The following is a 23,478-nucleotide window of genomic DNA, read 5'->3' on the forward strand; positions in this document are numbered from 1 at the left end:
CTCACCGCCCGGCTGTTCCCCGATCAGGCCCCAAATCAGGCCATGGCTTGCCGGGATCGGTGCGGACAAAGCCATCGGCCGTCATCCCGGCCTTCAGCACGCCCGCAAACCGCCGCGCCGCCTCCGCCGGTATCTGAAGCTTCACCCGATAGGAAAGGTTGTCCCGCTCATTGGCGGTTTCCACGAATTTGGGCGTGAACTGCGCCTCCGGCGAGACAAAGCCGACGCGGGCGGGCAAGGCGGTTGTAAAGCCCTGCGGCAGAACGCGCGCTTCATCCCCGATCCGGATGCGCGAGACAATGGCCGAGGGCACGAAGATGGTCAGATAGACATCATCGGGGTTGATGATCGATAACAGCTTGCCGCCGGGCGCCATCATCGTGCCCGGCTCCACAATGCGATATTCTACCCGGCCCGGCCCTGGCGAGCGGATATGCAGATCGGCGCGGATGGCCGAGACCAGCCGGATCTGGGCATCGGCCTGCGCTATTGCGCCGCGTGCCTCGCCAATGGCGCCGCCGGCAGCTTCGACGCCGCCCGCCTCGCCCGCCAGCGCCAGATTGCGCTGTTTCAGTTCGACATCCGACACCATATCGCGCGCATGAAGACCCGCGGTTTCCGACCAGTTGAGCCGGGCGAGTTCGGCCTGACTGCGGTGCGCGGCCTGCTCGCCCCGCGCGCGGGCAAGGCCGCCCAATGCCCTCTCGCGCGAGGCTCTGGCCGCATCAAGCTGGGCCAGCACATCACTCTCGTCCTGTTCGGCCAGGATCTGGCCCGCCTGAACCACATCGCCTTCACGAACCATCAAGGAGGCCAGCCGCCCCGGATATTTCACCGCAATATCGGTCCGGGTCATCTCGATCCGGCCATTGCTCCGCAAGACCCATTCCGGAAGCTCGGCGCGGCGCATGAAATGGTGCCATGCCCAATAGCCCCCCGCCGCCAGCGCCAGCAAGACCGCCCCGGCCAGAATGCGATGAAGCTTCATCTGCCGCCCCTGCGGCCGTGAACTGTCAACAGAAGAGCATCAGCACACTGCATCACCATCGGGCTCCTGAGCCGGAAGGAAAGTGAAAGGCCTTTGCGGCCTGCCGGAATGTTCTGATTTTGAATTACGACGCACCATCGCCGGCAATCACAAAGCCGACTCCGGGGCGACCGCCTCTCTCAACACTCGATCAACAAAAAATTGAACAGGATGTCAAGTTTTCTATGTGTCGGATCTGAAACGTTTGTCCGCACCTGCGTGCAAGACTTTTACGGCCACCGCCAATGGCTGACGGCATGCCGGGCGGCTTTTGGCCATACTGTCCCCGGCATCTCTATCTTCGATACTCCAGGCCCGGCTCGCCATGGTTGACCTCAAACGCCAATTTTTCCAAACCGCCTAGCGAAGCTTCCTTGAGAACCCGTGCCATAGCCCAAAACCGCCGAATATCTGTCGAATATTTTCCGGCGTACGGTGGTGGACCATAAAGCAGCAGCTAAATCGAATTGTGCTCTCGACGAACGGCACGACCTCGCCGAGAAATCATCCGGTCTCTACTTCAAACCAAAACCAAGCGCGCGCAAAGCCGCCTTCAACCTGTCACGCCCGTTCAGCGCGGCCGCCGAAGCGCCCCGCGCCAACACAAGCGCGCGCCAGCCCACCGGGTCTTGACCCTGCTCTTCCTGAAACGCGCGTGCGTCGCGGTCATACTCGGAAATCGCCGCGCTTTGTCCGGCCAGATCATAGACCTCGCGGTGCAAAACCACCGATTGCGGCAAACGCGGCTTGATCGCGGCAGGCCGCGTGGCATCGCTCCACCCCACCACCAGCCCGAACACCACAGCCGCGCGCGGCGGCAGACCGGCCAGCTTCGCCACTTCTTCGGGATGATTGCGCAACGCGCCGATATAGACCGTGCCCAGCCCCAGCGATTGCGCCGCGATCACCGCATTTTGCGCGGCCAGCGCGGCATCCACCGCCGCTACGGTAAAACTCTCCAGATATTCAAACCCTTCCTTGGGCGCGCGCGCCTCATCGGCCACCAGCTCCGCCCGCGCCAAATCGGCCACGAACAGCAGGATCAGCGGAGCATGTTCGATATGCTTCTGCCCGCCCGCCAGCCGGGCCAGTTCCTTGCGCTTTTCCTCATCCTCAATCGCCACCACGCTCCACAATTGCAGGTTGGACGAGGTGGCAGCGCTCTGCGCCGCCGCGACCAGCGTCGGCACCAGATCGGGCGAGAGCGGATCAGGGCGAAACCCGCGCACAGTGCGATGATCGAGCAAGGCGGCGATCGTGTCGTTCCACAATATCCGCTCGGGCGCAGCGGAGCGATAGCGGCGGGCCAGCGCCGCATGGGCGGCCAGCGAAACGGGGTCTTCAAGCGCCATAGGGCACCTCCACAGATTGATCCTTCACGCCATGGGATAGCGCCCGGCGGCTCGCCCGTCTTATGATGCTGCCCTGCGTTCCTATTGAGATTTCTGTGTTCATCCCGCCTGTCGGCCAATCGCGCGGGCACTTTCTCATAAGCCTATCAGCAGCTCTCGTTTTTAACGCGCCCCGCCCGGCATCTATCCTTGGCGCTATTCAGCAATCGCGAAAGAACCACCCATGAGCCAGACCCGCCAACTTCATTTGGGCGCCATTCTCGAAGGCGTCGGCACCGATCAGAACAGTTGGCGCGATCCGGCTCTGCCCTCGGACGCCAGCGTCAATATTGACTGGTACATCGAGAATGCGAAGAAGGCCGAAGCCTCGCTCTTCGATCTCGTGTTCATCGTCGACAGCCCCTATATCACGCCCGACACCGCGCCCCATTTCCTTAACCGGCTCGAACCGCTCACGCTGCTCTCGGCGCTGGCCACGCATACCAGCCGGATCGGTCTGGTCGGCACGCTGACCACATCCTATTGGGAACCGTATAATGTCGCGCGCCAGTTCGGCAGCCTCGACCATATCAGCCGGGGCCGCGCGGGGTGGAATGTGGTCACCACCGGGCTTGAGGGCGCGGCGCGCAATTACGGGCGCGACGAGCATTTCGACCATGCCGAACGCTATGACCGCGCGCTGGAATTTGTCCGCGTGGTGCAGGGATTGTGGGATTCCTATGAAGACGATGCCTTCGTGCGCGACAAGGCGGCGGGCCTGTTCCTCGACAAGAGCAAGCTGCACAAGCTGAACCACAAAGGCAAATTCTTCCGCGTCGATGGCCCCCTCGCCCTGCAACGCAGCGCGCAGGGTCAGCCGGTGATCTTTCAGGCAGGCGACAGCGACGCAGGCCGCAACCTTGGCGCCCAGATCGCTGATGGCGCCTTTGCCGCCGCGCAGGATTTCGAGGCGGGCCAGCAATATTACGCCGACCTGAAAAACCGCGCCGCCGCTTTGGGTCGCAATCCCGATCATGTCGTGGTCCTGCCCGGCCTGTTCCCCACCCTGGCCGACACGGACGAGGAAGCCCAGCGCCTCCACGCCACGCAGGAAGAAGCGCTCAGCCTCGACAAGCTGCTGGTCGGGCTGGGCCGCGCCTTCAACTATCACGATTTCCGCCAGTATGACCCCGACGCCCCCTTCCCCGATCTGACCGGCGTCACGCTCAACAGCTATAAGGGCCATGCCGAAAAGATCATCCGCGTGGCGCGCGAAAAGGGTTACACCTTGCGCGAGGCGGCATGGCACCTTGGCCGCTGGAAATCGCCCTTCATCGGCGGGCCGGAAACCGTGGCCGACGAGATCGAGCGCTGGTTCACCGGCCGCGCCGCCGATGGCTTCAACCTGCGCGTCACCAACCCGCGCGATTTCCAGATCTTCCGTGAGCGCGTGGTCCCGATCCTGCAAAAGCGCGGCCTGTTCCGCACCCGTTATGAGGCCGACACGCTGCGCGGTCATCTGGGCATTCCGGTGCCGGAAAACCGCAACGCCTCGCCGCTGGCCGAGGCCGCCGAGTGAGCATCCATCTGGAAACGGACGTCCTGATTATCGGCGGCGGCATGGCGGCGGGATGGGCCGCCATCGCCGCCGCGCAGGCCGGGGCGCGGGTGGTGGTCGCCGACAAAGGCTATATGGGCACCAGCGGCGTCACCGCGATGGGCGGCCCCAACCACTGGTGGGTGGCCCCCGATCCCGCCCGCCGCGAAGAGGCCATCGCCCGCCAGAGCGGCAAGGCGCAGGGGCTGGGCGATCCGGAATGGATGGCGCGCATCCTCGACCTGACATGGCGCTATCTCCCCAGCCTTGCGCCGCACTATCCCTTTGGCAGCGATGGGGCGGGCGGCACTTATTATTCGGGTGTGAGAGGGTCGGAATATATGCGCGCCTTGCGCCTGGCTGCTCTGAACGCTGGCGTGACGGTGCTCGACCATCATCCGGCCATCGAATTGCTGCGCGATGATGAAGGCCGGATCGCAGGCGCACGCGGCCATGCCCTGCGCGCGCGGCTGGATTGGGAAATCCGCAGCCATGCCACCATTCTGGCCACCGGCGGCAATGCTTTCCGCTCCGGCCTGATCGGCAGCCACACCAACACCGGCGATGGCCAATTGATGGCCGCCGAAGCGGGCGTGGCCCTGTCGGGTATGGAGTTCGGGCCAAGCTGGTCAATCTCGCCCGCATGGGCTTCGACCCGCACGCTGCCCTATACGGGCGCGGTCTATTATGACGCCGATGGGCGCGAATTGGACATTCCTCCCTCGCGCGCGGCGGGCCATGCGCATAATCGCGCGCTGGGCCATGCGATGCTGGCGGGGCCGGTGCTGGCCGATCTGTCCCATGCGCCAAAGGCCCTGCGCCCCATCCTGCGCCAGATCCAGCCCTTCACCCCCGCCCCCTTTGAACGGCGCGGGATCGACCTGTTTCGCGATCGCTTCCCGGTCAAATTGTTTGGCGAGGGCACGATCCGGGGCACGGGCGGCCTCGATCTGACCGATGCCGAATGCCGAACCAGCGCGCCGGGCCTGTTCGCCATTGGCGATGCGGCCACGCGCGAATTGGTCGCAGGCGCGAACAGCGGCGGCGGGGCGGTCAATTCGGCATGGGCGCTTTCCTCTGGCCGGATTGCGGGTACGGCGGCGGCGCGCGAAAGTTTAGCGCGCAAGGGCGCCTCGGCCCCCGTCCATGGGCTTGGCCGTATCGCCATTGCGCCGCATCATGCCGAGCGCACCATCGATGTCACCGCGATCCACCGCGCCGTCGATCATGAAATCCACGGCTATGCCCATGTCTTTACGCGTGATGAGGCCAGCTACGCCGCCTCAGGCGAAAGGCTGGAGGCCATCTGGAGCGAATTGTCCGCCCATGGCCGGGCCAGAGGCCCCGCGCTGGTGTCTCTGCGCGAAACGGCGGCTCTCGTGGCCGGGGCGCGATGGACCATCGCAGCCGCGCGCGGGCGCAAGGAGAGCCGGGGCCTGCACCAGCGCGCCGATTATCCCGAGGCCACCGGGCCCACCCAGCGCCAACGGGTCAGCGGGCTGGACACGATCTGCATCCACTCTCAACAGGCCGAATTCGCATGATTGCCCAAATCCTTGCCGACAAATGCAACAATTGCGCGCAATGCGTCAGCGTATGCCCCACATTTGTGCTGGACGATGGGCCGCAGGTGCCCGTCATTGCGCGCCTTGATGCCTGCCAGACCTGCTATATGTGCGAACTCTATTGCGACAGGCAAGCCATCTATGTCGCGCCTGATCAGTTTGCGCCCGAACCGGGGGCCGATCCGCTGCCCCATCTGGGCGTGATCTGGCGTGATCATGGCTGGGACCGGCCCGGTGAGGCGGGCCATCTGGATGAATATCGCAAACTTGGCCCCCTGCTGGGCGAGGGGGCGGAAATCGCCGCGAGGCGGTATCAGGCGCAGCGCAGGGGCGTCTGATGGCGTTTGTGGAGACGCCAATGCCCGGCGTCTCCACAAACTTCCTAGGCTTTGGGCAATTGTGACGTCAGCACATAGCCGTCCGCCACGGGCCGCTTGGCCTCCAGCGCCCCGGCGCGCACGAAAGTGTCCAGAATGCCCTGTTGCCGCGCCACCAATTCAGGCGTGACCGGCCCATCCACCACCAGCGAACGCTCTGCCGTTGCCTGAGCAATCGGCAAAGGCAGGCCGGTTTCCTTGGCCAGCACCTTGGCATAATCGGCCACATGAGCCTTGCGCCATTCCATCGCGCGCGCCTCGCGGGCCAGAAAATCGACGAGCAGGTCGGGCTTGTCGCGCAGTACATTTTCATGGACCACATCGAACGAGCAGGCGTCGAACAGATCGCTGCCATCGGCCAGAATTCGGTCGCCCGCGGCCTGTCCGGTGGGCACATAGGGACCCCATGTGCTCCACGCATCCACCGCGCCCGAGCGCAGGGCCGCCGCCGCATCCGATGGCGTCATAAAGATCAGCTCAGCCTCGCCCGGCTTGATCCCGGCATTCTCAAACACTTTGAGCGCGAGGAAATGGCCGATGCTGCCCCGCCCCGTCACGATCTTGCGCCCCTTTAGATCAGCCGGTTTGTACACCGGCGATGCGCCCGGCACCAGAATCGAGAGAATGCCCGCCGGGCGCGGATGCGAAACCCGCGCGGCCACAGCCTTCAAGGGCTTGCCGGTTTGATAGGCAAACAGGAAAGGCGCATCGCCAATCAGCCCGATATCGACCGCATCCGACCCCAAAGCCTCCAGCAAATGCTGGGCGGCGGGAAATTCGGACCATTCGACGCGATAGGGCGCGCCTTCCAGCACGCCCGAGGCCAGCACCAGCGCCTTGGTCCCGCCCTTTTGCGAGCCGACGCGCAGCACCTTTTCGCCCCCACCGCGACAACCGGCGAGCGCCAAAGCGCCCGCCCCAAATCCCAACGCGGCCAGAGCGCCGCGCCGGTTCCACAATGTCGCCTCGATCATGCCGCGCTGCGCTCGGCTCGCGCGGCGGTGTAGCGGTTGACCGGCTTGTCCAGCCCCAGCCCCTCGCGGAAGGTGGCGCCGGTGTAGTCGGTCTTATAAATCCCGCGCTCCTGCAGGATCGGCACGACCTGATCGACAAAGACGTCCAATTGGCCCGGCAAAGATTCAAACAGGTTGAACCCGTCCGAGGCGCGTGTTTCCAGCCATTGCTGGAAACGGTCCGCGATCTGTTCAGGCGTGCCGGTGAATTGGCTGCGCGGGGTGGCCGCGCGCAGGGCGATCTCGCGCAGAGTCAAGCCCTGCCTGGCCAGTTCCAGAATGCGCTCGGAGGCCGACTGGTTCGATTTATAACCTTCGACCGCCACCTCGACCGGGAAAGCGCCATCGGGATCATAGACGCTGAAATTATGGTCATTGAAGGATCGGCCCAGTGCGCGCAGGGCGTTTTCAAGGCTGACCAGACCAGCCAGTTCCTGATGCAGGCGCTGGGCCTCCTCTTCGGTGCTGCCCACGATCACGCGGGCGCCGGGTACGATGAAGAGCTGATCGGGATCGCGGCCAAAGCCGCGCGCGCGTGCCTTGACGTCGGCGTAAAAGCTCTGGGCTTCCTCGATATTTTCCTGATGGGTAAAAATCGCCTCGGCGGATTTGGCGGCAAAATTGCGCCCGTCCTCGGACGATCCGGCCTGAAAGATCACCGGCTGTCCCTGCGGGCTGCGCGAGATATTGAGCGGGCCTTTGACCGAGAGGAACTCGCCCTTGTGGTTCAGCTCATGCAGCTTGTCGGGATCGAGGAACTGGCCGCTCTCCTTGTCGCGCACCAGCGCATCGTCTTCCCAACTGTCCCACAGACCCTTGACCACATCGAGATATTCGGCCGCCAGACGATAGCGCGTGTCATGGGCCAGATGCTCGGACTTGCCGTAATTGGCGGCGCTGCCCTCCAGCCAGGAGGTGACGACATTCCAGCCCGCGCGCCCGCCGCTGATATGGTCCAGCGAAGCGAACTGGCGGGCCAGATTGAAGGCCTCGGTATAGGTGACGGTCGCCGTGCCGACCAGACCGATATGCTCGGTCACCACCGCCATGGCCGACAGGATGGTCAGCGGTTCAAAACGGTTGAGGTAATGCGGCGAGGAACGCGCGTTGATCGAAACGCTGTCGGCCACGAAGAGATAGTCGAACTTGCCGCGCTCGGCGGCCTGCGCCTGACGCTTGTAGAAGGACAGGCTGGTGGAGGCATCGACCTGCGCATCGGGGTGGCGCCAGTCGTCCCAGCCGGGGCCGACGCCGTGCAGGATGAAGCCAAGGCGAAGTTGACGTTTTGACATGAGGATGGTTCCTTTGGGAATGCGGGGGATTGGTTTCAGCCGGCCAACGCGGCGGTTTGGCCCTTGAGCTCTGCCACGCGCTGCGCCACCTTGGCGCGCACCAGCGGCAGCAATTCGCGGCCATAGAGCAGCGCATCGTCGAGCGGTTCAAAGCCGCGAATGAGGAAATGGTCGATGCCGATGTCGAAATAGTCGAGCATGGCGTCGGCCACCTGTTCGGGCGTGCCGACAAGGCCGGTCGAATTGCCCTGCGCCCCGGTCAGCGCGGCGACACCCGTCCACAAACGGCCATCGCGGCGGTTGCCCTGCGCGGTTTGCAGCAGGCGCAGCGAGCCTTCATTGGGCGGGCGGTGGCCGGCGGTGGGCAGACCGGCGGCCTCGCGATGGGCGCGGACCTGATCCTCGATCTCCGCGGCGCGCTTCCATGCCGCTTCCTCGGTATCGGCGATGACCGGGCGCAGCGAGAGCGAGAAGCCCGGACGCCGCCCGTGTTTCGCAGCCGCATGGCGCACGGCCAGCACATTCTCGCGCACCTGCTCCAGCGTTTCGCCCCACAGCGCATAGACATCGGCATGACGCCCGGCCACCTCAATCGCCTCGGGCGAGGAGCCGCCGAAGAAGACCGGCAGATTGTCGGGCTTGATCGAGGAAAAGGCCCCGCGCGCCTCATAAAAGCGACCCTTGTGGTCAAAGGGCTGGGTGGCAGTCCATTCGCGGCGCAGGATGTCGATATATTCGTCGCTGCGCGCGTAACGTTCGGATTTGATCGAGTTCACATCGCCGTCGCGGGCCATTTCCTCATCGGCCCCGCCGGTGATGATATGCACCGCGATGCGCCCGCCCGACAATTGATCGAGCGTCGCCAATTGCCGCGCGGCCAGCGTGGGCTGGGTAAAACCGGGGCGATGGGCAACAAGGAAACCGAGCTTGTTCGTGATCGCGGCGGCATGGGCGGCCACGATCTGGCTCTCCGGGCTGTTCGAGCCGAAGGGGATCAGCACGCGATCAAAGCCGACCTCTTCCTGGCCCCGCGCGGCGGCATCGACATAAGCGCGGTCGAGCGCGCGGCTCTGCACGGGCCCGTGGATTTCCGAGGCATTGTTAAAGCCGATATAGCCGATGAACTTGACGGCATCAGAAGGGTTTTCGGACATGGAGTGTCTCCGCAAAATCAAATGACGAAAAAGCCGTGGGTGCCGTCGCGCTCCAATTGGGCGACAAGGCCGTATTCCCAGTCGAGATAGGCCTGCATGGCGGCGGCCGCGTTGTCGGTGCCTTCATAGGGGCGCTTGTAGCGACCCTCTGCTCCGCGCGGGGCGGGGGCGGCGTCGGGGCCGGTTTCGGTGTGCGCGCCGCCTTCCAGCACGTAGACCTCCCAGCCCAACTGGGCGAGCCAACTGGCGGTCATGTCGGCGCGGGGGCCTAGATCGTCGGCCAGCACGATGCGCGCACCCCGCACGGGCGCGAAATGGTCGGTTTCCTGCACCAACTGCCCGCCCTGCGCATTGCGAAAGCCGGGGATGTGGCCCGCCGCATAATCCTCGGGCAGGCGCACGTCATATTGATAGAGCGTGCGGGTTTTGTCGGCGCGCAGGTGGTCCAGTTCCTCCGGCGTGATCCGCTTGACGCCCGCGCGATAGGCCACCTCGCGCGCCTTCTGGCGGGCCTCGTCCAACAACGGCGCATCGGGCAGGGGGGCGCGGCGCTGCTGCCCGGTTTCCAGATCCTGTCCAGCCAGCGTCCAGCCGATCGTGCCATTGCGCAAGGCATAGATCCGGTTGGGCAGGCCAGCGTTCACCAGCGATTGCGCGCCGATAATGCTGCGCGTGCGGCCCGCGCAATTGACGATGATCGTGGTGTCGGGATCGGGCGCGGCGGCGCGGGCGCGCAGCACCAGTTCGGCGCCGGGGCTGGAAATGCCGCCAGGAATGCTCATCGTCGCATATTCATCGAACCGGCGCGCGTCGAGGATGGCAATATCGGCCTTTTCCTCGATCAGCGCCTGCACATCCTGCGCGGGCAGCGAGGGCGTGTGCCGACGGTGTTCGACCAATTCGCCAAAGGCCTTGGAGTAGCTGTTCACATCCTCGAACAGCTCATAGCCGGCGCTTTTCCAGCCCGAGAGGCCCCCCGCCAGCTTTTCGACATGAGTAAAGCCCAGCGCGCGCAGATGGACCAGCGCGGCCTCTGTCAGATCCTCGCCATTGTCATAGACGACGATGCGCGTGTCCTTGCGCGGGATGCGCCATGGCGCCTCTGTGGCGATCCGGCGCAATGGGATTTGCGCGGCGAACAAAGGATGGCCCAGCGCGAATTCGGCCTCTTCGCGCAGGTCGATCAGCGCGATTTCCTCGCGCGCGATCAAGGCCTTGCGGATGTCTTTCGCGGTAACACTCATTTGGATCGGTCCCACAGATTGGGCACCAGCGCATTGGCATAGCCCGAGATGAACAATTTGGCCTCGCCACCGGGCGCAAAGGTCGAGCGGCGGACCGCGCCGATATTGGCGCCGTAAACATGGATCGAAATCGAGGGCGTATCGGCCAGAGCGTTGCGCACCTGATGGATGTCGCCATGGGCCGGGTTAAGGGCCTCCACCTCGCCGGGATTTAACGAGAGCGGAGGCCCCTCCGGGGCCACCGTGCCATCACTCTGGCGGCGGAAACCTTGGGATTCCTCACGCCCGCGCAATACGCCGACAAGGCCCCAGACAGTGTGATCGTGGATCGGCGTGCCTTGACCCGGACCCCAGACGAAGGAGACAACCGAAAAGCGCTCGGCGCTGTCGCAATGAAGCAGATATTGCTGATAACGCTCGGGCGAAGGCGCGGCGAAAGCATCGGGCAGCCAGTCGTCATGGGCGACCAGATCGCCCAGCAGCGCGCCGCCCTTGTCGAGGATTTCGGCCTCATCCGAGGTACGGTCGAGCAGAGCGGCCAGCGCGGTTACGAAATCGCGCAGGCGGCCAATGTTGGCTGACGTGTTGACCGGGTGGTCCAGAACCGCCGCGCTCATGCCGATGCCCCTTGCGGGAAAGGCACGATGCTGGCGCCGACATCGACCGCCGAGACGACATGCTCGGAGGTGACTTCGCAGCCCAGATGGCCCAGCAGGCGCTGACGCAGCACGCGGCCCACATCGCCGCGTTCGCCGCGTTGGACCGTGATATGCTCCTCGGCCACGATGCGTCCTGCGTCCAGCACAAGGATGCGGTCGGCCAGAGCAACGGCCTCGTCCACATCATGCGTGACCATCAGGATCGCCGGGCGATGCACCCGCCACAATTCCAGCACCAGCGCATGCATCTTGATCCGCGTCAGCGCATCGAGCGCGGCAAACGGCTCGTCGAGCAACAGGAGCTTAGGCTCACGCACCAGCGCGCGGGCCAGGGCGACTCGCTGGGCCTCGCCGCCCGAAAGCGTCAGGGGCCAGGCGTCGATGCGGTGGCCAAGGCCGACCTCGTTCAGGGCTGCCTCGGCGCGCTCGCGCACCCCCGGCCCTTTCAGGCCCAGCGCGACATTGCGCCACACCTTCTTCCACGGCAGCAGGCGCGAATCCTGAAACACCACGGCGCGGCTGGTGGGGATCCGCACATCCTGTCCGCCCACGCTGTCCAGCCCGGCCAGCGTGCGCAGCAAGGTCGTCTTGCCCCCGCCCGACCGGCCCAGCAGGGCGACGAATTCGCCCGGCGCGATCGACAGGTTCAGCCCGTCGATGACCGTGTTGGCGCCAAAGCTACGGGTAAAATCGCGCAGGCGGACGACAGGTTCGGCCACCGGGAAAGCGGCGGTAAAATTGGTTTCGGCCAGCATGATTTCAGCCTTCCGCAAGAGAGGGGCGCCAGGCCAGAGCCCGGCGTTCGATCAGCCGCACCAGCCCGTCCGCGCCAAGACCCAGCGCCGCATAGACCAGCAGGCAGACCACGATGATGTCGGTGCGCATGAAGTCGCGGGCATTGTTGACCAGATAGCCAAGGCCAGCCGAGGCATTGATCTGTTCGGCGACAACCAGCACCAGAATCGACACCGAAAGCGAATAACGCAGCCCCACCAGCAGCGAGGGCAAGGCGCCGGGCAGGATCACGTGCCAGATCACCTCAGCCTTGCTCAGGCCAAAGCTGCGCGCGCCTTCGATCAGGCGCACATCGACGCCGCGAATGCCCGAATAGAGGTTGAGATAGACCGGAAAGATCGATGCAAAGGCGATCAGCGCCACTTTGGGCGTCTCGCCAATGCCGAACCACACGATGAACAAAGGCGTGAGCGCCAATGTGGGGATCGTGCGCTTGATCTGCATGATGGGGTCGATGGCGGCCTCGCCCTGACGCGACAGCCCGGCGGCCAGCGCCAGCGCGATGCCGATGGACAGGCCGATCACCAGCCCCGCCGCCACGCGCAGGAAGGACACCCAAAGATTATCCGGCAATTCTCCAGTGGTCAGCATCTCGACCAGAGTGCCAATCACCGCCGAGGGCGCGGCCAGCGTGCTCTTGGGAATCAGGCCAAGGCGCGAACCGGCCTCCCACAGGATGAGAAAGACCACGGGCGAGACCCAATGGCCTGAAAACAAAGAGGCAAGGCGCCTGTGAAGCTGGGTGGATTGGGGCATGATAAAGCTCGTCGTGGCGGGAAGAGCTTCACCAGAACCCTAAAACTCTACTCGATCAATTGAGTTATTGGCGCGACCTATAAGCATGGCTCATATGAGACGTTTCGGACGCAAATCATTCGGATTTAATGACTGTTTTTCAATGTTTTGAATCGGTCCAAAGGGTGAAATAGATTTGCTTTTACACGACTTATCTCTACTATTTTGATTGACAATAAGCCATCAGGCATAAGATCCCTCAATTCCCCCCGGCGGCCCGCCCGCCCGCAATCTTTTCGAGGACATCCATGCCCGTCAATTTGCCCACAAACCTGCTGCGCAGCTTCGTCGCCATTGTGGACACGGGCTCGATGCTCAACGCCTCGGAAAAGGTGTTCGTCACGCAAAGCGCGCTCTCGCTCCAGATCAAGCGGCTGGAGGAATTGCTGCAGCAAAATCTGTTCCACCGCGAAGGCCGCCGCCTGTCCCTGACGCAGGCGGGCGATCTGATGCTCGATTATGCGCGCAAGGTGTTGATCCTGCATGATGAGGCGGTTTCGGCCATCACGGCGGGCCATTTTTCCGGCCCCGCGCGCATCGGTATGGTGCAGGATTTTGCCGAAACACTCCTGTCCGGCCTGCTGGCGCAATTTGCCGAACTGCATCCCGACGCCCAGATCTATTCACGCATCGCCGGAACCGCCGAATTGCTGGCCCAGCTTGAACGCCGCCAGCTTGATATCGTGCTGGGCTTTGCGGCCGCCAATGATCCCAACGCCATCGCCTATGCCGCGATGGAATGGTACGGCAAATCCGACCTGCTGCGCCAGAACGTGCTGCCCCTCGCGGTCCTTGAACCGCCCTGCCGCTTTCGCGAGGCGGCAATCCGCACGCTGGAGGATGCGGGCGTGCCCTATCGCATCACGGTCGAAACGCCCAATCTCACCACCTTGCGCGCGGCGGTGGATGCGGGCCTTGGCATCACCTGCCGCACGCATCTGTTCCTGAGCGAGGAACCCTTGCAGATCGAGCATCTGGCCCCCCTGCCCCGCGTCTCCTGCGTGTTGCAGACCGCCGCCAGCCTCGACCCGGCCACCGCGCGCCTCGCGCAACTGGCCCGCGAGATCGTCGTCGCGCTCTAACCGCTTATGACAAATCTTAAACCCTCGCGCCCCGCTTCTCACTGTCCGCAGGGGCCGGGGCGGGATTATCGCTGAGCGCCTCGAACCCGCAAAAAGAGGCAGATCAGCATGGCCCAACCCACCCTTCACCAACTCTATGCCGAGCTTCAGGCCGAACGCGAACGTACATGGGCGCCGCAGCAGCTTGAGCGCAACGCCGGGCAGCGCCGCTCGCTGGTCGCGCGTTTCGATCCCGCCGCCTATCCCCAGCCCGGCGATATGGTGGCGCCCTTCACGCTGATCGATCAGGACGGCAACCCACTGACCCGCGACGAGCTGATCGCCCATGGTCCGGCGGTGCTGGTGTTCTTCCGTTTTGCGGGCTGTCCGGCCTGCAATCTGGCGCTGCCGCACTACAACCGCACGCTGTGGCCCGCGCTCAAGGCCGCCGGCATTCCGTTGATCGCGGTCAGCGCGCAAAACCCGGTCGATCGCGGCATCATCAACCGTCATGGCCTGAGTTTCCCGGTGGCCGCCGATCCCGATTATGCGCTGGGTCGGGCGCTGGGCATCACCTTCCTGCCCGACGATCAACCGGCGGTGAAGCCGGGCGACAATTGGATCGGCGCGACTCTTGGCACCAACAGCTATGAGATCGACCAGCCCGCCGTGCTGATCCTGAACAGCGATGCCACGGTGCGCCGCCTGATCGTCAGCCCCGACTGGCTGGACCGCCCCGAGAGTGAGGCGATCCTCGAACATCTGCCCGAAACGCAGGCGGCCAACGCGGCCTGATTACAAAAGGGGCGCGATTCCATGTCGCGCCCCTTTTCAATTGTAATGCAGCGTTTTGGCCCGCGACAGCACATAGGCTGAGAGAATCTTGGCATCCGTCGCGCTGATCTTGCCGGCAAAGGCGGGCGACGAATTGACCCTACCCTCACGCACAGTCTGCGCCACCGAGGCGCGGTCCCGCCCGAACAGCCATGTGCGCGGCCGTGTCAGATCCGCCGCCCCGGTCGCCGGATCGCCCCAGCCCTGCAACGTGTGGCAATCATAGCACCCGCCCTCGACCTCGAACGTCTCCTTGCCGAGCGGGATCTGTTTGGCGTCAAAAGGCTGGCCCGACAGCTTCAGGACATATTCGGTGACGGCCGCGATCTCGTCCGGCTCCAGGCTTTGCCCCACGCCGCGTGCAGGCATCGTGGGCCAGTTGCGCGTGTTCGGATCGGGCGCGCGGATGCCGTGCAGGATGGTCTGCTCGACATCGCTGGCCTTCATGTTGAACGTGTCAATGTCCTCGCCGCCAAACAGCCAGCGATCATCGGTCAGATCGGGCGCATGAGCGCCGGGCGCCCCTTTCAGATCCGCGCCGTGGCATGACGCGCAATGCAGGGCAAACAGCGGCGGGGCCAGCCTGATCGCCTCGGCGCGCAGCTTCGGATTATCCCAGATCGCATTGGCCGAGGCCGCCTCCAGCGCCGCGCTGGGCCGATCCGCACCGCAGGCGGCCAAAGCCGCAAGGCTGGCGAGGGCAAGCAGGGATCGGGTAGAACGCATCATCGCAAATTCTTTCATCGCTTTGGAAATTTTGCCCCGAACGCTAGGGCGCTGGACCGGCGCGTCCACCAAGTTTTCCTCATTAGCTTCGATGAAAATCTGAATTCCCCTTGGGCGTGAGATCGCTAAAGCCATATTCTCAATAATTACGATAGAGTTTAGGCCCGCCCATGCTCCCTCTTCTTCCCACGCTGCTGTCCGCGACCTTGGCCGCCGCCGCGCCGCCCGAACCGGTCAACCCGGCGCCAACCCGCGCCGCTCTGGCCGCCATTGCCGACCAGCCCGATCTGTCAGGCGTGTGGACGCCGGGGCCGCTGGACAAATACGCGCCGGGCAACAGCACCGAGCCGCAATGGCGAGCCGAAATCGCCCCCATCTATGCCCGGCTCAAACAGCTCGATGCCGATGGCACGCCCCAGAACATCTGGGTCAATTGCCTGCCCGAAGGTCTGCCCTCTAGCTGGACCCAGACGCTCAATTCGGTCGAATTCCTGCAAACGCCCGGCCGCATCACCATTCTGGGCGAGCTGGACGGCAACCGCCTGCGCCGGGTGTGGACCGATGGCCGCCCCCATCCCGCCGATCCCGACCCCACCTTTTCGGGCCATTCGATCGGCCATTGGGAGGGGCGGACGCTGGTGATCGACACGGTGGGCTTTCTGCCGCAGGTATTCATTTCCACCGGGCAAGGCGTGGGCATACCCAACAATGGCGACATGCATGTGGTCGAGCGCATCACACTGACCGGGCCGGAAACGGCGCGGGTCGATCTGGTGGTCGATGCGCCCCATGTGCTGGCCCAGCCCTGGCATGCCACCCGCCTGCTCAACCGACATCGTGAGCGCAAATTCGATCTGGTCGAAAGCTCGTGCCGCCAGGGCGATTTTATCGAAAGCACCGACAAGGACGGCCTCGCCATCTTTGCCCCGCTGCCCAAGGACGAAGGCGGGGCCACGCTGCCGCCCGATCAGGCCGCCCCGCCGGTGGCGTCAAATCCGGCGGCCCCCAAGGAGAAGAAATGATGAGTTCTCGCCGCCTTCTGGGCTGCATCGCCGCGCTTGGTCTTGCGCTGGGCGCCGGATTGACACCGGCCATCGCGCATCACAGTTTTTCGATGTTCGATCCTTCCAAGCCGATGCAATTCGAGGCCACCGTCCAAACATTCCAATGGACCGCGCCCCATGCCGTGCTGTGGGTTCAGGCAGGACAGGTGGGCGCCTATGCTCCGGGCCTGTGGTCGCTCGAATTGCCGACCAGCCCGGCCAATCTGGCCAAGATGGGCTGGAGCCGCAATGTGGTGAAGCCGGGAGACAAAGTGATCGTTTCGATCAACCCGATCCGCGACGGGCGCCGCGCGGGCCAGTTCAAAAAGCTGACCATCGCCGCCACGGGGCAGGTGCTTGAAGCGCTCAACATCCCCGGCGCCTCGCAGCAGCCGCCCAAATGATCCGCGCGCCCCTCTTTGCGCTGGCGCTGACGCTGGGCGCACCCGCTTTGGCCGCTCCGGATAATGATCCGATCACGCCCGCCCCCACGGCCCGCGACTGGCTGGAGCTGGCCCATCGCCCGGACTGGAGCGGTTCGTGGTTCCCGGTGATCTCGGATCAGTTCGCGCAGGTGAACACCAATCCGCCGCCGTGGAAGCCCGAGGTGCAAAAGCAGATCGACCATTGGGACGCCGAGGAAAAGGCGGGCCGCCCGCGCGGGCTGCTGCTCGATTGCCTGCCTCATGGCGTGCCGACCTTCTATCTCATCACCCATAATTCCATCGAGATCCTGCAAACGCCGGGCCGCGTGACCATTCTGGGCGAGAGTGACGGCAACCGGCTGGTGCGGATCTGGACCGACGGGCGCAAGGCTCCCACCGACCCCGACCCCAGTTTTCACGGCTATAATATCGGCGTCTGGCAGGGCGATACGCTGGCGGTCTCCACCACCGCGATCCTGCCCCAGACATGGCTGGCCGTGTCCGAAGCGGTGGGCATCGCGATTGGCGAGGGCGCACATGTCGATCAGAAATTCCATCTGATCGGGCCGGATACGCTGGCGGTCGATCTGACCATCACCGCGCCCGCCGTGTTGACGCGGCCATGGCAGACCCGCCGCCTGTTCACCCGCAAACGCGCGCGCAGTTTCGAGATCGTCGAGGGCGTGTGCCGTCAGGGCGATTTTGAAGAAACCACGGACAAATGGGGCAATCCGGCATGGCGCCCGGTGGCGCAATCGACCGACGGCAATGTGGTGGCCCCCACGAAATAGGAGCAATGGCGATGTTGAAGAAGATCCTCTCCCCAGGCGCGCTGGCCGCCACGCTGGCAATCGCGGCCCCCTCGCTGGCGCATCACAGCTTTGCCATGTTTGACCAGACCAAAGTGGTCAATCTGCGCGGCACGATCAGCAGCTATCGTTGGGTCAACCCGCATGTCTCGCTGTTTGTCGAGGTGCAGGAGGGGCCGGTCAAGCATGGCGTCTGGGCAGTGGAGCTGACCAGTCCGGGCAATCTGACCCGTCTGGGCTGGAGCCGCCAGTCGCTGAAAGTGGGTGACAAGGTGGATATCGAGGTCAACCCGCTGCGCGATGGCGCGCTGGGCGGGGGTTTTCGTAAAGCGACGATCCTGTCCACCGGGCAGGTCCTGCAGGCGCGATTGGTCGAGATCGAGAAGCCGGGAGGCTGAAACACGCAATCCCTCACGCGGCGCGGTTCTTCTCTTTCCCGCGCCGCGTCCCGCTTGGGGCGGATGCCACTCCGGCATCCGCCCCTTTTTTGCGTCACAGCGTATAGCCGATCCAGCGGCCGGCGATCACAATGCCCAGCCACAGGCTCAGCGAGATCGCGCCCGAAATACGCGGGATCACCGAACCCGGCTCGGCCAGTTTGCGCTGGGCGAACAGATGGAACACCAGCGCATTGATCCCGGCCAGCGCCAGCAGGCTGAACTTGGCCGCGAACCAGAAGTTTTCCGAGTAACCAATCGGATTGGCGAAAAGCAGCACGCTGCCGCTGGCCAACGCAAAGCCGAAGCCGACCAGCGTGAAAGGCACCAGCCGTTCGAGCACCTCCTGCGCCGTACCGCGCGCCGGGCCAACCCCGATCAGCCGCAGATCGACCAGCGCGATCGAGCCGATCACCAGCGTCAGCGCCGCGACATGCAGCGCCTCGACCGTGCCGAACAGCCAGTTTGAATCCGCCAGTTCCAGCGCCAGCGGGGTTTCCGAAAGCCACAGGGCCACAGATTGAAGAGACATCAGGATAACCTTTCGAAAACAGAATTTTCAGGCAGGCGCCCCGGCCCAGGCATCGGCATAGGCAATCCAGCGCCCCGCATAGATCACCGCCAGCCAGACCAGCAGCGTGGCCACCGCCAGCGCCCTTTGCGCAGGCGCAGCCGCCACGCCGCCCGTGTTGAACCGCAGTGCCAGCGGCCCCTGCGCCCATGTGCCCAGCGAAGCCGCCGAGGCCAGCACCAGCTTGACCCAGAAGATGGTGCGGAACATCGCGCGGGTCGGCTCGCTGGCGATCAGCAGCAGGCCGGTGATGGCCAGCACGCCCAGCGCGCCCCAAAGGATCGGCAGGAAGCGCGCCGCCACCTGCTCCTGCGCCACATCGCGCTCCAGCAGGTTCAGCGCGCGCAGATGGATATGCAGCGAGGCGATCAGCACCCCCGCCACGGCCAGAATATGCACCACCTGAATGGCCGGAACCAGCCAGTCATGGCCGATGACCAGCGCCGAGAGCGAGGTAGTGCCCAGCCATGCGGCGAAATCGACGAGAAGAGACATGCCGGATCCTTTTAGAATTTGACGCCGAGGCGGGCGTAGTAAAAGCCGCCGCTGAGGCCAAAGGGGGCGAAATTGCCGTAAAGGCCCGAACCATCCGAGGCGACGATGCCGTTCTTGTCCGGATAGACATCGAACAGGTTGTTGGCCCCGACCGCCAGCGAAACGCGGCGTGAGAGGTCATAAGAGGCCTCCAGATCGGTGATGACCTTGGCGCCGAAAGTGCGGTCGCCCGAGGCGACATTGCTGCTTTCGGTATATTGACCATAGCGCGTCAGACGCAGCAGCGTATGAAGCCGCGAGAAACTCCAGTCGCCGGTCAGCACCACTTTGCTGCGCGGGGTGGCGACCAGCAGATCGCGCTGGGCCTGACGCCCGAACAGCGTGACCGACAGGCCCGACAGCGCGGCGGGATTGGCCCGCAATGCGGCGGATCTGCGTTTCGTTATAGCTATAGGCCGCGCTCAGACGGAAATTGCCGATGGCCGCGGTGCGCCAGTTATATTCGCCCACCACGTCCACCCCGCGCGTGCGCGTGTCGATGGCGTTGGTGAAGAATTGCGCGCTGTCCACGCCGGTGATGCCATTGGCAACCAGGATCGCCTTGATCGCGCTGCCGCCATTGGCCGCCGTGCCGAGGAATTCGGTTTTGACGATGCGATTGTCGACATCGATCTGATAGGCATCGACCGTCAACCGTGCCCCGCCCCGCTCAAAAGTCAGGCCTGCGGTAAAATTCAGCGACTTTTCCGGCTTCAAAGGCGTGGCGCCAAGGGCAATCGCCGCCGCGCTGTCCACGGGCAGGAATTTCGAGGTGGTGGTCAAAACCTGCCCTCCGCTGACCGTGGATGTAATCTGCGTGGTGGAAAAGGCGGTCTGGGCCAACGAGGGGGCGCGGAAACCGGAATTCACCCCGCCGCGCAGAGCAAGGCCGGGCAGGATCTCGTAACGGGTGGAGAATTTGCCCGAAACCGTATCCCCGGCGCTGTCCGTATAATGTTCAAACCGGCCCGCAACACCGACATACCATGCCTTGACCACATTGGTGGACAGATCGACATAGGCCGCAACATTGCCCCGGCTGATGGAGCGCGCGTCCGCCGGCGAGGTGCCGCTAAAGGACACCAGCCCCGGCGAGGGCGAACGGCCACCATAGAGCGTGCCGAAAGGCGTGCTGTCGGCCGGGATGATATAGCCGCCATCGCGATAGGAGTCCGGCTCGCCCGCCTGATTCTGGAAGCGTTCCCAGCGCTGTTCGACGCCCACCGCCACCGACAAAGGCGCGGCCAGACCGACGGCGAAATCGCGGCTGAGATCAAGGTTGCTGACCCACAGCGTCTGTTTCTGGCGGCCCATGAAGAAGCTGGTCTTGCTGCTCGGCCCCAGCGAGGGGTTGAGCGTGTTTTCCGCGCCCAGCCGGACATTGTCAGTGCCATAGCTGGTCGAAAGATCCGCCGCCCATCCGGCCAACTCGCCCTTTACGCCCAGCGTGGCCTGATAATCCCATTCCCAGATCCGGCGATAGGCCTGAAAACCCGAAGGATAGATCTGGGGCAGCGAGGAAAGGCCAAGCGTGTTGGTCTGTCCGCCATAGCCGGTGGCGGCGGGATAGAGCGATCCGCGCGCATCCTTGATGTCGCGATAGGACAGGGTCGAGAACGTATAGGCCGTGACACGCCCCAGCGGCAGTTCGGCGTTGAGCGAGGTGTTGATGATCTTGTCGCGGTTCGACCGGCCATAGCCGCCCGCGATCAGATGGTTGGCGCTGGCCTCACGCGCATCGGGCGCGCCATTGACCAGCGGATAGATGGACGGAACGGGCAAGGCCGAGCTTTTGGCCGCATCATGATATTTGCCCTCGGCGGACAGGTGGACAAAGCCGCCATCGCCCAGCCCAGCGCCCCATGAGAGCGTCTGCTGCAACAGCGCGCCGCCCTTTTCATAAAGCTGCCCGGCGGTCTGGGTGAATTCGCCGCCCTGCTTGCTGCTGTCCAGAATGATGTTGATCACGCCCGAAATCGCGTCGGAGCCATATTGCGCCGCCGCGCCATCGCGCAAAACCTCGATCCGGCCCACGCCTGCGGTGGAGATCAGGTCAATATCGACCGGCGTCGAACCGCCCGATACGCGCGAGAGATTGTTGATCAGCGAAGTCGTGTGGCGGCGCTTGCCATTGACCAGCACCAGCAGATAATCGCCCGACAGGCCCCGGATCGAGATCGGGCGCACGCTGGCCGACGTGCCGCCCCCGCCCAGCGCGGGCATGGTCAGCGAGGGGATGAGATTGCCCAGAATTTCCTTAAGGCCTGTGCGGCCGGTGGCCTTCAGCTCCTGCGGGCCGATCACGTCGATGGGCACCGGGCTGTCAGCCACGGTGCGGCGCGGGGCGCTGCGTGTGCCTGTCACGATGATCGGCGCGCCCTCAGGAGCATCGGCGGCCTCTTCAGCATGGGCGGCTAGCGGAAGGGCCAGAGAAGCGCCGGCCAGCAAGCCCGACAGCCAAGAAATATTACGCATGGAAACCCCCAATGATTGTGGGGTTCAGCGATAGCGGGAAGGCGCGGCGGTGTTTAACAAGGATTTGGAATTTTCATTGATGAAATCAGATATTTAGATTTCTCAATCTGCTTATTGGCAATGCTCAACCATCGCCGTGCAAAAACCGCGTCAGGAAATGCTGGCCCAGCGATTGCACCGGGCTGGGCGATGGCACGCGCAGCACATCAGGCCCGCCCACCGTATCGAAATTGCACCGCCAGTCGCGCGCCAGCAGCCAGAGCGTGCGCAACTCCTGCTCATCACGCGCGCGGGTGGCCAGCAGGATCGCGGCAAAGGGCAAAGGCCCGCGCGGCACCGGCATGAGGGACAAAAGGCGGCGGTCGTTTTCGGGCTGCTCAATATCGGGCGGGTCGATCAGCAAGGCGCCCTTGACCGCGCCGCCCGCCGCCTCCGGCTCATAGGCTGCCCACCATGCCAGCGCGAGACAGGCCAGCCCTTCGGCCACCACCACCGCAGGCCCCTGCCCGCCGTTGAGCGCGTGGTTGAGTCGGTTGATCCAGGTGTTGCGATGGGGCCTGTGCCATAGGCCCAGTTCGACAGGCTCCGCCTGAGGATAGCGCCATTGCCAGTCGCGCAGCCAGCGCCGCGCAAAGCGATCATCATCGCCGCGCAGCAGCAGGAGCCGTGGTTCGCTCACTTGCCATCCACGGGGAAGGAGCTGTCAAAGGCTCCGTTCAGATCGGGCAGGGTCTTGATGATCCCGGCGCGCTGGTAACGCCCGAGGATGGCTAATTGCTCCTCCTTCAACCGGTCATCCACCGGCACAGGCGCGGTGATAAGATCGCCGATCGAGAATTTCGCTACATCGCCCGGCAGCCCCGTTTCCTTGGCCAGCACGGCGGCATATTGATCCTGATGCCCCGCCACCCACAGCCGCGCGCGCGCCAGACGCCGGGTGAAATCCTCGATCTGGGCGTGCTTGTCGGCAATCGCATGATCGGTGGCGGCAAAGAAACCGGCCCCGGCGGGCAGTTGCGAACCATCGGCCAGCGCGCGCTGATGGTCTTTCAACAAAGCATAGCCGGTATAGGCCCCCCATGTGGACCATGCATCGATCGAACCATGGGCCAGCGCCGCCTTGGCCTCGGCATTGTTGAGGAAGACCCATTGGACATCCCCGGCGCTCAATCCGTGGCTTTCCAGCAATTGCAGCGCCAGATCATGCCCCGCCGAACCCCGGATCGTCGCCAAACGGCGGCCTTTCAGATCCTCGACCCGGTGCAGCGGCGAATTGGCGGCTACCACAATGGCTGAGGCATGCGAACTGCGCCCCGTGATCGACCGCCCGGCATAAACCACCTTAATCTTTGCGCCAGAGGCATAGGCAAAGGCGAAAGGTTGCCCCCCGATGCCGCCCAGATCCACCGCCCTTGAATTGAGCGCCTCCAGCAAGGGCGCGGCGGCGGGGAACAGCGCCCATTCGATCCGATAGGGCACATTATCCAGCTCTCCCGCCGCGTTGATCCCCCACGATCAGCGTGGCGTTCCGCGCGCCGCCCGCCCTATGCTGCCCCCACCACCAACCGCCGCCGATCAGCAGCAAAAGCGCCAGCAACCAGAGGGCGGGTTGTTTCCTGCTCATCGTGACGGACTCCTTGGATATCGGGATCAAAGGAAGCCGCGCAAACAAGGCGGCGTCCAATGGGGATTTCTCAAGCCAGAGCGGGCTGGC

25 protein-coding genes are annotated in these 23,478 nt (G+C 64.3%); 9 read left to right on the forward strand and 16 right to left on the reverse strand.

The window, feature by feature from the left end:
- Position 1: 1 nt before the first annotated feature.
- Both GGR38_RS04495 and GGR38_RS04500 read right to left on the reverse strand, forming a co-directional pair.
- Positions 2–988, reverse strand: coding sequence for an HlyD family secretion protein (locus tag GGR38_RS04495; protein WP_183623136.1), 987 nt, complete (start codon positions 986–988; stop codon positions 2–4).
- Between the two features lie 554 nt (positions 989–1,542).
- Complete coding sequence (locus tag GGR38_RS04500) at positions 1,543–2,379, reverse strand: nitroreductase family protein (RefSeq protein ID WP_183623138.1); 837 nt, start codon at positions 2,377–2,379, stop codon at positions 1,543–1,545.
- 223 nt (positions 2,380–2,602) lie between these two features.
- Here GGR38_RS04500 and GGR38_RS04505 point away from each other — a divergent pair, with 223 nt between their 5' ends.
- From GGR38_RS04505 to GGR38_RS04515, 3 genes are read left to right on the forward strand one after another with little or no spacing between them, the layout of a single operon-like run.
- The gene (locus GGR38_RS04505; protein WP_183623140.1) at positions 2,603–3,937 is read left to right on the forward strand and encodes an LLM class flavin-dependent oxidoreductase; all 1,335 of its coding nucleotides are present in this window, start codon (positions 2,603–2,605) and stop codon (positions 3,935–3,937) included.
- Complete coding sequence (locus tag GGR38_RS04510) at positions 3,934–5,499, forward strand: FAD-binding protein (protein WP_343058980.1); 1,566 nt, start codon at positions 3,934–3,936, stop codon at positions 5,497–5,499. The genes GGR38_RS04505 and GGR38_RS04510 overlap by 4 nt, the downstream gene beginning before the upstream one ends.
- Entirely contained in the window at positions 5,496–5,858 is a 363-nt protein-coding gene (locus tag GGR38_RS04515) for a 4Fe-4S dicluster domain-containing protein (protein ID WP_183623142.1), read from the forward strand. Before GGR38_RS04510 ends, GGR38_RS04515 begins: the two co-directional genes overlap by 4 nt.
- Before the next feature lie 44 nt (positions 5,859–5,902).
- Here the strand turns inward: GGR38_RS04515 and GGR38_RS04520 are convergent, their stop codons facing one another.
- Genes GGR38_RS04520 through GGR38_RS04550 form a run of 7 tightly spaced genes read right to left on the reverse strand, consistent with a single transcriptional unit; the run spans position 5,903 to position 12,810 of the window.
- Positions 5,903–6,871, reverse strand: coding sequence for an ABC transporter substrate-binding protein (locus tag GGR38_RS04520; RefSeq protein WP_183623144.1), 969 nt, complete (start codon positions 6,869–6,871; stop codon positions 5,903–5,905).
- Positions 6,868–8,202, reverse strand: a complete 1,335-nt coding sequence (locus tag GGR38_RS04525) for an LLM class flavin-dependent oxidoreductase (protein ID WP_183623146.1) — start codon at positions 8,200–8,202, stop codon at positions 6,868–6,870. Before GGR38_RS04525 ends, GGR38_RS04520 begins: the two co-directional genes overlap by 4 nt.
- 35 nt (positions 8,203–8,237) lie before the next feature.
- Positions 8,238–9,356 (reverse strand): LLM class flavin-dependent oxidoreductase, encoded by a 1,119-nt coding sequence (locus GGR38_RS04530; protein WP_183623148.1) that lies wholly within the window; start codon positions 9,354–9,356, stop codon positions 8,238–8,240.
- Positions 9,357–9,373: 17 nt separating this feature from the next.
- Positions 9,374–10,600: a rhodanese-like domain-containing protein gene (locus GGR38_RS04535; protein WP_183623150.1), complete on the reverse strand. Its 1,227-nt coding sequence runs from the start codon at positions 10,598–10,600 to the stop codon at positions 9,374–9,376.
- Positions 10,597–11,217 carry a cysteine dioxygenase family protein gene (locus GGR38_RS04540; protein ID WP_183623152.1) on the reverse strand — a complete coding sequence of 207 codons (621 nt, stop codon included), beginning with the start codon at positions 11,215–11,217 and terminating at the stop codon, positions 10,597–10,599. The genes GGR38_RS04535 and GGR38_RS04540 overlap by 4 nt, the downstream gene beginning before the upstream one ends.
- On the reverse strand, positions 11,214–12,014 hold the full coding sequence (locus GGR38_RS04545) for an ABC transporter ATP-binding protein (RefSeq protein WP_183623154.1): 801 nt from the start codon (positions 12,012–12,014) through the stop codon (positions 11,214–11,216). The genes GGR38_RS04540 and GGR38_RS04545 overlap by 4 nt, the downstream gene beginning before the upstream one ends.
- 4 nt (positions 12,015–12,018) lie before the next feature.
- Complete coding sequence (locus GGR38_RS04550) at positions 12,019–12,810, reverse strand: ABC transporter permease (protein WP_183623156.1); 792 nt, start codon at positions 12,808–12,810, stop codon at positions 12,019–12,021.
- A 287-nt stretch (positions 12,811–13,097) separates the two neighbouring features.
- Here GGR38_RS04550 and GGR38_RS04555 point away from each other — a divergent pair, with 287 nt between their 5' ends.
- Both GGR38_RS04555 and GGR38_RS04560 read left to right on the forward strand, forming a co-directional pair.
- On the forward strand, positions 13,098–13,931 hold the full coding sequence (locus tag GGR38_RS04555) for a LysR substrate-binding domain-containing protein (RefSeq protein WP_183623158.1): 834 nt from the start codon (positions 13,098–13,100) through the stop codon (positions 13,929–13,931).
- A gap of 108 nt (positions 13,932–14,039) precedes the next feature.
- Positions 14,040–14,705, forward strand: coding sequence for a peroxiredoxin-like family protein (locus tag GGR38_RS04560; RefSeq protein ID WP_183623160.1), 666 nt, complete (start codon positions 14,040–14,042; stop codon positions 14,703–14,705).
- A gap of 36 nt (positions 14,706–14,741) precedes the next feature.
- Here the strand turns inward: GGR38_RS04560 and GGR38_RS04565 are convergent, their stop codons facing one another.
- Positions 14,742–15,473, reverse strand: coding sequence for a c-type cytochrome (locus GGR38_RS04565; protein ID WP_183623162.1), 732 nt, complete (start codon positions 15,471–15,473; stop codon positions 14,742–14,744).
- Between the two features lie 167 nt (positions 15,474–15,640).
- Between GGR38_RS04565 and GGR38_RS04570 the strand changes: the two genes are divergently transcribed.
- Genes GGR38_RS04570 through GGR38_RS04585 form a run of 4 tightly spaced genes read left to right on the forward strand, consistent with a single transcriptional unit; the run spans position 15,641 to position 18,145 of the window.
- On the forward strand, positions 15,641–16,492 hold the full coding sequence (locus GGR38_RS04570; protein ID WP_183623164.1) for a hypothetical protein: 852 nt from the start codon (positions 15,641–15,643) through the stop codon (positions 16,490–16,492).
- Positions 16,492–16,917 carry a DUF6152 family protein gene (locus GGR38_RS04575; RefSeq protein WP_183623166.1) on the forward strand — a complete coding sequence of 142 codons (426 nt, stop codon included), beginning with the start codon at positions 16,492–16,494 and terminating at the stop codon, positions 16,915–16,917. Before GGR38_RS04570 ends, GGR38_RS04575 begins: the two co-directional genes overlap by 1 nt.
- The gene (locus GGR38_RS04580) at positions 16,914–17,729 is read left to right on the forward strand and encodes a hypothetical protein (RefSeq protein ID WP_183623168.1); all 816 of its coding nucleotides are present in this window, start codon (positions 16,914–16,916) and stop codon (positions 17,727–17,729) included. The genes GGR38_RS04575 and GGR38_RS04580 overlap by 4 nt, the downstream gene beginning before the upstream one ends.
- Before the next feature lie 11 nt (positions 17,730–17,740).
- On the forward strand, positions 17,741–18,145 hold the full coding sequence (locus GGR38_RS04585; protein WP_183623170.1) for a DUF6152 family protein: 405 nt from the start codon (positions 17,741–17,743) through the stop codon (positions 18,143–18,145).
- Positions 18,146–18,239: 94 nt separating this feature from the next.
- Here the strand turns inward: GGR38_RS04585 and GGR38_RS04590 are convergent, their stop codons facing one another.
- The 6 genes from GGR38_RS04590 to GGR38_RS04615 form a co-directional block, all read right to left on the reverse strand.
- A complete protein-coding gene (locus GGR38_RS04590) occupies positions 18,240–18,716 on the reverse strand; it encodes a hypothetical protein (RefSeq protein WP_183623172.1) in 477 nt (158 codons plus the stop codon).
- Between the two features lie 27 nt (positions 18,717–18,743).
- Complete coding sequence (locus GGR38_RS04595; RefSeq protein WP_183623174.1) at positions 18,744–19,250, reverse strand: DUF6644 family protein; 507 nt, start codon at positions 19,248–19,250, stop codon at positions 18,744–18,746.
- 177 nt (positions 19,251–19,427) lie between these two features.
- Complete coding sequence (locus GGR38_RS04600; RefSeq protein WP_343058981.1) at positions 19,428–21,764, reverse strand: TonB-dependent receptor plug domain-containing protein; 2,337 nt, start codon at positions 21,762–21,764, stop codon at positions 19,428–19,430.
- A gap of 124 nt (positions 21,765–21,888) precedes the next feature.
- Entirely contained in the window at positions 21,889–22,443 is a 555-nt protein-coding gene (locus GGR38_RS04605) for an alpha/beta hydrolase (RefSeq protein ID WP_183623176.1), read from the reverse strand.
- Positions 22,440–23,243: an aliphatic sulfonate ABC transporter substrate-binding protein gene (locus GGR38_RS04610; RefSeq protein WP_183623178.1), complete on the reverse strand. Its 804-nt coding sequence runs from the start codon at positions 23,241–23,243 to the stop codon at positions 22,440–22,442. Before GGR38_RS04610 ends, GGR38_RS04605 begins: the two co-directional genes overlap by 4 nt.
- A 1-nt stretch (position 23,244) precedes the next feature.
- Positions 23,245–23,388 carry a hypothetical protein gene (locus GGR38_RS04615; protein ID WP_183623180.1) on the reverse strand — a complete coding sequence of 48 codons (144 nt, stop codon included), beginning with the start codon at positions 23,386–23,388 and terminating at the stop codon, positions 23,245–23,247.
- Positions 23,389–23,478: the final 90 nt, after the last annotated feature.

Origin of the sequence: Novosphingobium sediminicola (assembly GCF_014196525.1) — a bacterium.
GTDB classification, from domain to species: domain Bacteria; phylum Pseudomonadota; class Alphaproteobacteria; order Sphingomonadales; family Sphingomonadaceae; genus Novosphingobium; species Novosphingobium sediminicola.